Below are 11539 nucleotides of genomic sequence, written 5' to 3' on the forward strand. Positions count from 1 at the left end.
AACTTAGCTTAATGCCATGGAATCTTTCAAGAAGCTCGTTAAAATGTTTGAAGTTAGCATTTTTGTAGTTGTCAGACAATTTAAGAGAGATAATTTTACCTTTAAGTTCATCGGAAACAGCATGAGAAGGTTTACGGCCTTTGTTTTTATGAATAAGAGCAGAAACCCCGCTTTGCATCACACCCTTTCTTAATCTAATAACTTGACGTTCGCTAAGGCCTAAAACCTTTGCTGCTTCCTTGACAGTTAATAAACCCTCAAGGGATTTTTGAATGACAACATACCTATTAATTTGTTTTTGTGACATTGAATAAAACACCTCGTTCCTCATAGTGACATTTTATCATATTACTCTACAACATGACATTATCATAAAATAATCACACAAAAATTAGATTGTCCATTGACAAACTAAGGGTATTATGTTAGAATTGCTTTGTAAACCGCTCGCAACGGGCTAAAAGGTAAGACCTGCCTAGATTGCGGCGAGTCTCGGTTGAGGAGGTGTAAAGGAATGTACGCATTAATAATGACTGGCGGAAAACAGTATAGGGTTCAAGAAGGTGACGTGCTATTTGTTGAAAAGCTTGCTGCAGATGTTGATTCAACAGTAGAAATCAAGGAAGTTCTTGCAGTATCAAAGGATGGCAAGCTAGTTGTAGGAAAACCATTCGTTGATGGTGCTAAGGTGACTGCAAGAGTAGTAAAGCACGGAAAGGCAAAGAAGATAATCGTTTTCAAGTTTAAGAAGAAAAAGGATTACAGAAGAAAACAAGGTCACCGTCAACCATATACTCAAATTAAGATTGAAAAAATCGAAGCATAATTGAAATAGAAGGCCTTCAAAGGAGGTGTAATAAATGGCTCATAAGAAAGGTGTCGGCAGTTCCAAGAACGGTAGAGATAGTGAATCCAAAAGACTGGGGATTAAAAGACATGATGGTCAATTCGTTTTAGCTGGAAATATACTTGTAAGACAAAGAGGAACTAAGATTCACCCAGGAGCAAACGTTGGAAGAGGAAAGGACGATACTTTATTTGCTCTTGTAAGCGGAATCGTAAGATACGAAAGATTAGGAAGAGACAGAAAAAAGGTAAGTGTATATCCACAAGAAGCTGTTCAATAATTAGATTAAAATGCACCCTTAAGGGTGCATTTTTGTAGTTTAATAGAGGTGGATTTTATGGATGAAGAAAAATTAGTCGAATATACAGTTAAACAGCTAAGATTATTAAGACATAATTTTATGAATACTCTCCAGGTTATATATGCTTATTTACAGATAAATAAACCGGATAAGGCTATTGAGTATATGAAAGAAATAAATAAGAATATGTTTAGTTTAAGCTTAATTTATAACCTCGAAAATCCCTTTATTTCTCTGCTTATGCAGGACATAATAATGGAAGTTGAAAAAATCGGGGCAGACTATGAAATAATAACAAATATTGATTACATACCAACTGAAGTTTTTACAAAAAATAAAAACGAAATACTAACATTGTTTGAAAACATTAAAAAGTATTTGCTTAATGGCTTAAAAGGTAATAACGTTAGTAAAAAACTCTACATTGAAATAGGCGAAGATGATAAGGCATACTTAATCGACTTTTATAACACTGGCCTAAAGGAAAAAATTAAGTCTACCAATTATGAAACGCCATATAAAATAGATGGTTTAAATTTAAGGCTTTACGAATTTGGAAACTCCTTTCTTTTGGAAGTGAGTATTGAAAAAAGTAGGTGATTATATGTTCGTAGATGTTGCAAAAATATATGTCAAAGCCGGAGACGGAGGACATGGAGCAGTATCTTTTAGAAGAGAAAAATATGTTCCGTTTGGTGGACCAGATGGAGGAGACGGAGGAAAAGGCGGAGATGTAATTTTTGTGGTCGACAAAGGCCTTAGAACTCTTTTGGATTTTAGATACAAGAAAAAATATATAGCTATGTCAGGAGAAAATGGGGGAACGAACAACAAGTTTGGTAAGGATGGAGAGGATTTAGTCATTAAAGTTCCACCAGGAACAGTCATAAAGGATGCAGAAACTAATAGAATTATAGCAGATCTTAAGGATGAATCAGATGTGGCAGTTGTTGCAAGGGGAGGACGCGGAGGTAGAGGAAATACGAAATTTGCAACCCCTACAAGGCAAGCTCCTAACTTTGCTGAACCAGGAATGCCTGGTGAAGAAAGATGGATCGTTTTAGAGCTCAAATTATTAGCAGATGTTGGGCTCGTTGGATTTCCGAATGTTGGAAAGTCAACTATATTATCGATGGTTACAGGGGCAAAACCTAAAATTGCCAACTATCATTTTACAACTTTAACTCCTAATTTAGGCGTTGTAGATCTTCCAGGAGTTAAAAGCTTTGTTCTAGCTGATATTCCTGGAATTATTGAAGGTGCCCATGAAGGAGCAGGCTTGGGAATAGACTTTCTAAGGCACATTGAAAGAACAAGGGTGCTTATTCATGTTATAGATGTTTCGGGAATAGAAGGAAGAGATCCCATTGAAGACTTTTATCAGATAAATGAAGAATTAAAATTATATAACGAAAAACTTTCTAAAAAGCCTCAAATAGTAGCAGCTAATAAAATGGACATTCCTGGTGCAGAAGAAAATTTTGAAAGGCTTAAGGCTGAAATGGATAAACATGGAATAAAGGTCTTTAAAATTTCAGCAGCTACCAATCAAGGCCTTAAAGAACTTATGCAGTATGTAGGACAGGTTTTAGAAAATGTACCTTATGATGAGGAACCATTAGGTGAATTTTATATCCCTGAAGACAAGAAATTCACTTATATTATTAAAAGGGCAGATGATGGCGCATTCGAAATAACTGGATCTTTTGTAGATAGACTGCTGCTTAGCGTTAATATTTATGATTCTGAGTCATTAAAATACTTTCATAAGGTATTAGAAAGAAAAGGTATTATCGAGGAATTAAAGCAAATGGGAATTAAGGATGGAGATATAGTAAGGATGAATGATTTTGAATTTGAATTCGTCGAATAGAGGTGAATATATGCTGAAAGGAAAGCAGAGGAGCTATTTAAGAGGCCTTGCCAATAATATTGAATCGATTATCCAGATAGGCAAAAATGGATTAGATGAGGCGGTATTAAAGCAAATAGATGAAGCCTTAACTGCCCGTGAACTAATCAAGATAACCGTTTTAAAAAATAGTCTTTTAGATCCTTATGAAACATGCCAAGATGTTTGCCATAGCTTAAAAGCTGAGCCAGTTCAAGTTATAGGAAACAAATTTGTAATTTATAGACGAAACGACAAAAAACCTCAAATAAATTTTCCAAATTAGTCCCTTAAGGAATTATCCTTAAGGGATTTTTTATGATATAATAACATTTGGAATTTTAATTTGGAGTGATGCCATTTGCAAAATATAGGCTTATTTGGAGGAACCTTTAATCCAATTCATTTGGGACACTTAATCATTGCAAACGAAGTTTTGGAAATTTTGAAACTGGATAAGATAATTTTTATCCCAACCGGCATTCCACCCCATAAGGACATAGGAGTTGTTAAAGGGAAACATAGATACGAAATGGTTAAACTTGCAATAGAGGATAACCCCTATTTCGAGGTAAGCGATATAGAAATAAAAAAATTAGATTATTCCTATACATACGATACATTAAAAGAATTACAAAAAATATATTATGTAAACAAATTTAGGTTTATTATTGGATACGATGCATTTTTAGAGATAGACAGCTGGAAAAATGTAAAGGAAGTTTTTAAAATGGCACAATTTGTAGTAGTAAATAGAAATGTAGAATCGAGAGAAATGTTAAAATTGATTGAGGAAAAATGTAATAAATTTGATGGAGAAGCTATATATTTAAAAGTTCCAAATATAGAAATATCTTCAACTGAAATAAGAAAAAGGTTAAACGAAGGAAAAAGTATAAAGTATTTGCTTCCGGATAAAGTTATTGATTATATCCAAAAAAATAACTTATATTGAGGAGATTGATAACATGATTCATAAAATAGAACAAAAATTAAAGGAAATGCTAGATGAAAAAAGATATATTCATTCAAAGAATGTTTTAAAAGCCGCAATAGAACTTGGTAAAAATTTCAATTTTGATTTAGAAAAAATAAAGATAGCCGCATTACTACATGACTGTGCAAAAAATTTAAGGGATGATGAATTGTTAATTAAAGCTTATAAATATGGTATAATTGTTGATGAAATACAGAAAATACAGCCCTTTCTCTTGCATGGTCCTGTAGGAGCATATTTGAGTAAATTTGAATTTGGGATTGATGATGAGGATATTTTCAATGCAATATACTATCATACAACTGGAAGAAAGGATATGACGATTTTTGAGGAAATAATTTACCTTGCGGATTTTATATCTATTGATCGTAATTTTGAAGGCGTTGAAGAAATAAGAAAAAAAGCCTTTGAAAATTTTGAAGAAGCGCTTTTAATGTCCTGTAACAGCACATTGACCTACGTTATAAATAGAAATCTTCCTATCCATCCCTTGACTATTGAATTTAGAAATTGGCTTTTAATGAAAGGTGGAAAATAGATGAACAAAAGGACTAAAAGGGTAAGAAAGAAAAATGTAAAAAAAATTTTTTTTAATGTTATTAATTTTCTTTATTACCTCTGTTGGATTGGTTTTTGGATATGGTTTCTACCAGCTGAATAAAATGTCAAATGATGATTTTAAAGGGACAAAATTAAGTTATAACGAACCTGTTAATGTATTGGTATTAGGCGTTGATGCAGGAGATTATAAAAATAGAAAATCATCTCATACTCGTTCTGATACAATAATGCTGGTAAATTACGATCCAAATGAAAATAAAGCCTTTATTTTATCGATTCCTAGGGATACAAGGGTAAAAATTAACGGCGATTATTGTAAAATAAATTCTGCCCATTCCATCGGGGGGGCGGAACTAACTATTAAAACAATAGAAAATTTTTTAAATGTCCATATAGATTATTATGTTGAAATAGACTACGAAGGCTTTAGAAGGGCAATAGATGCCATAGGTGGAGTTGATGTAGTAATTCCGAGGGATATGCATTATAAATCCTATGATCTCGATATTAACTTTAAAAAGGGAGAAAAGGTCCACTTAAATGGGGAGCTTGCTGAAAAATTTATAAGATGGAGAAAAAACAACGATGGGACTGGATATGCAACGGGGGATTTAGGAAGAATTTCAACACAACAGGAATTTTTAAAGCTTATTCTTATGAAACTTAAAACTCCGGAAGGAATAATTAGAATTCCCAATTTGTTGAATACAGTTGTAAGATGGACTAAAACGAATGTCCCACCTAAATTGATGGTTTATTATGCTTATAAGGCTATCGGAATGCATGCTGACTCTATTGAAAGTGAAACATTAAAGGGCGAACCTAAATATATTTCAGGGATTTCATATTATATATATGATGAGGATAAAAATAAAGAGGTTCTATCATATTTTAAAAAAGATAATGATTTAATAATAATTATTTTAAATTCTACAAATGTTAGTGGACTTGCAAAGAAATATAAAGAAAGGTTATCACAATTAGGTTATAAAAATATTAAGACTGGTAATCATTCAATTACCTATGAAAAAACAGAAATACAGACATCAAATCTTGAAATTGCCCACAAGATTAAGGAATTTTTAAAAATTGGAGAAGTAAATTATTTGAAAGATAACAAAAATGAAATTATAATTATACTTGGGACAGACGCTATTAAATGAAACTAATGTCATATTAAAACATAAAATATACTAAGATAAAATGAGGAGGTTATAATTTGAAAAGTTCAGCAAGCCTAGCTTATTATATTTCTAATGCTGCTTTAAATAAAAAGGCTAAGGATGTTAGGATATTAAACGTATCACATTTAAGTCCAATCGCAGACTATTTTGTAGTATGTAGTGGAACTTCTACAGTCCAAGTCAAGGCTATAGCCGATGAAATAGAAGAAAAGCTTTCAGAGAAGGGGTTTTACGTAAGGCATAAGGAAGGATATAATTCTGCAAGATGGGTTTTATTAGATTATGGTGATATAATTGTGCATGTCTTTTATACAGAAGACAGGGACTTTTATGATATAGAAAGGCTCTGGGCAGATGCAATTGCAGTAAATGTATAAATCTTTGACAAAATTTAAATATTAATTTATAATATACCATAATTGAATATTGATAGCATATTAAAAGGAGTAGTAAATAGGCACGGCTTTCAGAGAGCTGGTGGAGGGTGCAAACCAGTAAGCACGGCTTATTGAACTCGCCTTTTTAGAAATATGCAGGGAGACCTTTATCTAAACGAGAGGGCCTATGGCCAATTAGGGTGGTACCGCGGGGTTCCCCGTCCCTAAAAAGGGATGGAGAACCCCTTTATTTATATAATACTTTAGGAGGTGGAATCATGGCTTTTTATGATTTTCTAGAAATTGAAAAGAAATGGCAAAAGATTTGGGAAGAAAAGAATAATTTTCATGGTGAGGATTTTTCAGATAAGGAAAAATATTACATGCTTGTTATGTTCCCATATCCATCTGGAAAATTACATATGGGCCACGTTAGGAATTATTCCATAGGTGATGTTATTGCAAGATTTAAAAGGATGCAGGGATATAATGTTTTACACCCAATAGGATTTGATGCCTTTGGCCTTCCAGCTGAGAATGCAGCAATAAAACACGGAATTCCTCCAAAGGATTGGACAATAAATAACATGGAGGAGATGGAAAAACAATTAAAAGCACTTGGAATTAGCTACGACTGGGATAGAGAAGTTAAAACTTGTATGCCGGATTACTACAAATGGACTCAATGGATGTTCCTTCAAATGTATAAAAACGGTTTAGCGTATAAGAAAAAGTCCTTTGTAAATTGGTGTCCATCCTGCCAAACTGTTCTTGCTAATGAGCAGGTTGTAAATGGTAAATGTGAACGTTGTGGAACTGCTGTAGGCAAAAAGAACTTAGAGCAATGGTATTTTAAAATCACCGATTATGCAGATAGACTGTTAAAGGACATTGAAAAATTAAAGGGTTGGCCTGATAAGGTTAAGATAATGCAGGAAAACTGGATAGGAAAGAGCGAAGGCGCCCAAATCGATTTTGCTATTGAAGGAAGACAAGAAAAGATAACAATATTTACAACAAGGCCTGATACCGTATTTGGTGTAACCTATGTTGTTCTTGCTCCTGAACATCCACTTGTAAAAGAGCTTGTAAAAGGAACAGAATATGAAGAAAGAGTATTAGAGTTTGTAGATAAAATGCAGTATTTAAATGAAATTACAAGAACATCAAATGAAACAGAAAAAGAAGGTGTATTTACAGGTGCCTATGCAATAAATCCAGTTAACAATGAAAAAATTCCAATTTGGATAGCCAATTATGTTCTTTTAGATTATGGAACTGGTGCAGTTATGGCAGTTCCTGCCCATGATGAAAGGGATTTTGAATTTGCTAAAAAGTATAATCTTCCAATAAAGGTTGTAATATCACCCAATGGAGATGAAAGCTTAACCCTAACAGAAGCTTATACAGGCGAGGGAATAATGATTAATTCTGGCAAATTTAACGGGATGAGAAACTCTGAAGCCTATGGTGAAATTGTAAAGTTTATAGAAGAAAATAATTATGGAATAAAAAAGGTAAACTTTAGATTGAGGGATTGGCTGATTTCAAGACAAAGATATTGGGGAGCACCAATTCCGATAGTTTATTGTGAAAAATGTGGTGAAGTTCCAGTTCCAGAGGATCAGCTGCCAGTATTGCTGCCAGAGGATGTTGTATTTACAGGTAAAGGGGAATCACCACTTACTACATCAGAAAGTTTCCTTAATACAACTTGTCCTAAGTGCGGAGGCAGAGCGACAAGAGAAACAGATACAATGGATACATTTGTATGTTCTTCATGGTATTACTTTAGATATACCGACCCGCATAACGATAAAGAAGCCTTTAACTATGATAAGGCAAAATACTGGATGGCTGTTGACCAGTATGTAGGCGGGGTAGAGCATGCAATACTTCACTTATTATACTCAAGATTTTTTGCTAAGGCTTTATATGACTTTAAAATTTCACCGGTTGATGAGCCTTTTACAAACCTTTTAACTCAAGGTATGGTTTTAAAGGACGGGGCAAAGATGTCAAAGTCCAAGGGCAACATTGTAAGCCCGGAAGAAATAAGAGCAAATTATGGAGCAGATACAGCAAGATTATTCATCTTATTTGCAGCACCGCCAGAAAGGGACCTTGAATGGAGCGATCAAGGAGTAGAAGGATGCTTTAGGTTCTTAAATAGAGTATGGAGATTGGTTGATGAGCTGGAACCGATGATTAAAAAGGCTAATAAGTTGGATGTAAATAAGCTAACAAAACAAGATAAAGAAATGAGAAGAATTGCCCATTATACAGTAAAAAAGGTAACAGAAGACATAGCACAAAGATTCAATTTTAATACAGCAATAAGTGCAGTCATGGAGCTTGTAAATGCAATGTATCAATATAAAGACATTGAAAATCCAAATTACGATGTTCTTGCTGAGGCAATCGAAAAGATGCTGCTTATATTAGCACCTTTTGTTCCACACATAACCGAAGAACTTTGGGAAAGAATAGGAAAGACTGGCAGCATCCATGAGCAAAGATGGCCAGATTACGATGAAGATGCTCTTGAAGTTGATGAAATTGAAATAGTTGTTCAGATCAATGGTAAAGTAAAAGGAAAACTCATAGTTCCAGTTGATGCATCAAATGAAGAAATATTAAATACTGCAAAGGAAGATTCAAAAATTAAATCCTTAATAGAAGGAAAGACAATTGTAAAGGAAATAGTTGTTCCTGGAAAACTTGTTAACATCGTGGTTAAATAAAAAGGAGGTAAAGTTATGGAAAAGGTTGTTCTTTCTACAACAAATGCCCCAGCAGCAATTGGACCATATTCCCAAGGTATTAAGGCTGGCGATTTTATCTTTACATCAGGCCAACTTCCTATTGACCCTAAGACTGGAGACCTTATCAATAACGATATAAAGGCTGCTGCAAAACAATGTCTGGAGAACATAAAGGCGATATTAGAATCAGCTGATTCAAGCCTTGATGATGTTGTTAAAACTACAGTTTTCTTGAAGGATTTAAATGATTTTGCAAGTGTAAATGAAGTTTATGCTGAATATTTTAAAGAAAAGATGCCAGCAAGATCAGCCCTTCAAGTTGCAAGGCTGCCCAAGGATGCACTAATTGAAATTGAAGCGATTGCTATTGCAAGATAATAAAAAAGTAAAGGGCCTGCGCCCTTTACTTTTCTTTTTTTATTTTAAATTTTTGGTTTCTTTTAAACTTTTTATAAAAGAATAGGGTTACGACTATTATAGTAGGAATTACAATCCAGTTTGAAGGTCTTTTCTTGTATTTACCAGTTTCAACATATTTAAGATCATAAAACAAACTACCAAAATCTTCATTTGCAATTAAAGGAACGGATTTAAGAAGATTATTATTTTTATAAATATCTATAGATCCTAAGGTTTCACCTTTTGTAAATTTTTCTATATTAGAAACAACATTAATCTTTTTTTCTATATCATTAAAATTATCATTTTTCTTTAATGTAATATATATATCTTCAGCTGGATAAAGTGGAATAGATTTGTTATCTATAATTATATGAGTGGCAGCTGTGTTTTTATCTAAAATCAGCTTTGTTTGGAAATCGTTAAAGCCATAATCAAAAAGTTTTATAATATCGTTATAATATTGGGCATTACTTTTTAAAACTACAGCTATTAGGGTTCTGCCATCCTTAGTTGCAGAACCTACAAAGGCATGTTTTGATTTTATCGTATATCCAGTTTTAACACCATCTGCCCACTGATAACGATATCTTCTATTGCCATTAATAAGTTTATTATGACTATAAAGGTATCGGGTTTGGAGCTGTTTGTTGGTGGGTGGAATTTCATATCTAACTTTTGATACTATTTCTCTAAACTTGGGATATTCGAAGGCTTTTTTAGTTATTAGGTATAAGTCGTAAGCACTGGTATAATGGTTAGGATCATAAAGCCCTGAAGCATTAACAAAATGAGTGTTTTTACAGCCTAATTCTACAGCCCTCTGATTCATTAATTTTGCAAATTCTTCTTCGCTACCAGAAATATATTCTGCAAGGGCCTGGGCAGCATCGTTGGCTGATTCAATCAAAAGGGCATTTAGAAGCTGTTCTACCGTTAACTCCTCGCCTTCCATAAGATAAATTTTGCTTCCATCTGCAAAGGGAGGCTTTTTCCCTATAATGACTTTATCGTTTAAGTTGCATTTTTCTATTGTTAAAAGAGCTGTCATTATTTTTGTTGTGCTTGCTGGTGCAAGCTTTAGATCCTTATTTTTTTCAAAAAGTATCTTGTCCGATTGCAAATCTACCAATACACATCCCTCAGCATTAACATTTATGGAAGCATTTACATTTGCAATGTTAAAGAAAATACATATTAACATTAACACTAATATAGCATATTTTTTCATAAGCATCTCCTTCCGTCACTCATAAACAAGTTTATTTTAACAAAAAACTACATAATTATTCAATGTTTAAATGAATTAATTTTTGTCAATATTCTATTTGGGGTGATGTTCATGGATTTAACAAGGAGAGAAAAAATAGGTTTAGCTGTTTTCCTTTTTATTATCCTTTTTATAACTTCTTTTTATTATTACAAGGATAAAAGAAAAAACGAGATGATGGTAATTAAAACTTCAAGAATTCAAGATGAGCAAAAAGAAAATGATATAAAAGAGATAAAGGTGTATATATGTGGGGAGGTTAAGAAACCTGGGGTATATACTTTAATAGAAGGAGAAAGATTATATAAGTTAATAGAAATAGCAGGAGGATTTACTGACAAGGCAGCAAAGGAAAACCTAAATTTAGCTATGAAATTAAAGGATGAAGACTATATATTTGTTCCTTCAATTGAAGGCTTATTAAACAATAGTCAAGGTAAAACAATAAGTTCAAAGATAAATATTAACACAGCGACACTTGAAGAGCTAAAGACGCTTCCAAGAGTTGGTGATGCCATAGCCCAAAGAATTATAGACTATAGAGAAAAAAATGGGCCATTTAGAGATATAAAGGATATAAAGAATGTTAGCGGAATTGGAGATAAGATGTTTGAAAATATAAAGGAGAAAATAACAGTAAGATAATATGTCAATATCTTTTGAAAATGTCACCTAAAAATAATTTAAAATAAAGTTAATTATCGTATGAAAATGTCATTTAGATGGGTAAAAATTAGGGGGCTTTGCCCCCTAGAACCCCCATCCTCGCCGGAAGGCAGAGGGGCAGATTAAACTGCCCCTAAAAGGCAATAGGATACTATGCCGCCTGATGTCAAGGCCTTTCGCGGCATAAACGGGCGCCCTCCCACAAGTGGGCCCCTCCCATTTATTCCACGGTGCCTTGACATCACCCGACTAACAGTCCTATTATCAAAAGCTAACATTTA

At 33.4% G+C, this 11539-nt stretch carries 14 protein-coding genes and 1 other annotated feature; of the genes, 12 read left to right on the forward strand and 2 right to left on the reverse strand.

Features of this window, described 5'->3' with window-relative positions; genetic code table 11:
• The coding region (locus CAAU_RS06770) for a helix-turn-helix domain-containing protein (RefSeq protein WP_040306151.1) at positions 1-307 on the reverse strand (307 nt) is incomplete at its 3' end.
• 207 nt (positions 308-514) lie between these two features.
• Here CAAU_RS06770 and rplU point away from each other — a divergent pair.
• The 11 genes from rplU to CAAU_RS06825 all read left to right on the forward strand — a co-directional run bounded on the left by rplU (position 515) and on the right by CAAU_RS06825 (position 9301).
• On the forward strand, positions 515-826 hold the full coding sequence (gene rplU, locus CAAU_RS06775) for a 50S ribosomal protein L21 (protein ID WP_008908687.1): 312 nt from the start codon (positions 515-517) through the stop codon (positions 824-826).
• A gap of 34 nt (positions 827-860) precedes the next feature.
• Entirely contained in the window at positions 861-1127 is a 267-nt protein-coding gene (gene rpmA / locus CAAU_RS06780; RefSeq protein WP_008908688.1) for a 50S ribosomal protein L27, read from the forward strand.
• Positions 1128-1184: 57 nt separating this feature from the next.
• Positions 1185-1748 (forward strand): Spo0B domain-containing protein, encoded by a 564-nt coding sequence (locus CAAU_RS06785; protein WP_008908689.1) that lies wholly within the window; start codon positions 1185-1187, stop codon positions 1746-1748.
• Between the two features lie 4 nt (positions 1749-1752).
• On the forward strand, positions 1753-3021 hold the full coding sequence (gene obgE, locus CAAU_RS06790) for a GTPase ObgE (RefSeq protein ID WP_008908690.1): 1269 nt from the start codon (positions 1753-1755) through the stop codon (positions 3019-3021).
• A gap of 10 nt (positions 3022-3031) precedes the next feature.
• On the forward strand, positions 3032-3325 hold the full coding sequence (gene yhbY / locus CAAU_RS06795; RefSeq protein WP_008908691.1) for a ribosome assembly RNA-binding protein YhbY: 294 nt from the start codon (positions 3032-3034) through the stop codon (positions 3323-3325).
• Positions 3326-3400: 75 nt separating this feature from the next.
• On the forward strand, positions 3401-3994 hold the full coding sequence (gene nadD, locus CAAU_RS06800; protein ID WP_008908692.1) for a nicotinate-nucleotide adenylyltransferase: 594 nt from the start codon (positions 3401-3403) through the stop codon (positions 3992-3994).
• A 13-nt stretch (positions 3995-4007) separates the two neighbouring features.
• Complete coding sequence (yqeK, locus tag CAAU_RS06805; protein ID WP_008908693.1) at positions 4008-4574, forward strand: bis(5'-nucleosyl)-tetraphosphatase (symmetrical) YqeK; 567 nt, start codon at positions 4008-4010, stop codon at positions 4572-4574.
• 124 nt (positions 4575-4698) lie between these two features.
• Complete coding sequence (locus CAAU_RS06810; protein ID WP_008908694.1) at positions 4699-5760, forward strand: LCP family protein; 1062 nt, start codon at positions 4699-4701, stop codon at positions 5758-5760.
• Positions 5761-5816: 56 nt separating this feature from the next.
• On the forward strand, positions 5817-6158 hold the full coding sequence (rsfS, locus tag CAAU_RS06815) for a ribosome silencing factor (protein ID WP_008908695.1): 342 nt from the start codon (positions 5817-5819) through the stop codon (positions 6156-6158).
• A 56-nt stretch (positions 6159-6214) separates the two neighbouring features.
• Positions 6215-6387 (forward strand) — a binding site (T-box leader).
• A gap of 49 nt (positions 6388-6436) precedes the next feature.
• Positions 6437-8902, forward strand: coding sequence for a leucine--tRNA ligase (gene leuS / locus CAAU_RS06820; RefSeq protein ID WP_008908696.1), 2466 nt, complete (start codon positions 6437-6439; stop codon positions 8900-8902).
• Positions 8903-8917: 15 nt separating this feature from the next.
• On the forward strand, positions 8918-9301 hold the full coding sequence (locus CAAU_RS06825) for a RidA family protein (protein WP_008908697.1): 384 nt from the start codon (positions 8918-8920) through the stop codon (positions 9299-9301).
• Between the two features lie 25 nt (positions 9302-9326).
• Here the strand turns inward: CAAU_RS06825 and CAAU_RS06830 are convergent, their stop codons facing one another.
• Positions 9327-10553 (reverse strand): D-alanyl-D-alanine carboxypeptidase family protein, encoded by a 1227-nt coding sequence (locus CAAU_RS06830; protein WP_008908698.1) that lies wholly within the window; start codon positions 10551-10553, stop codon positions 9327-9329.
• Between the two features lie 111 nt (positions 10554-10664).
• Here CAAU_RS06830 and CAAU_RS06835 point away from each other — a divergent pair, with 111 nt between their 5' ends.
• Positions 10665-11237, forward strand: coding sequence for a ComEA family DNA-binding protein (locus tag CAAU_RS06835; protein WP_008908699.1), 573 nt, complete (start codon positions 10665-10667; stop codon positions 11235-11237).
• Positions 11238-11539: the final 302 nt, after the last annotated feature.

Origin of the sequence: Caloramator australicus RC3 (genome assembly GCF_000297115.1) — a bacterium.
GTDB classification, from domain to species: domain Bacteria; phylum Bacillota; class Clostridia; order Clostridiales; family Caloramatoraceae; genus Caloramator; species Caloramator australicus.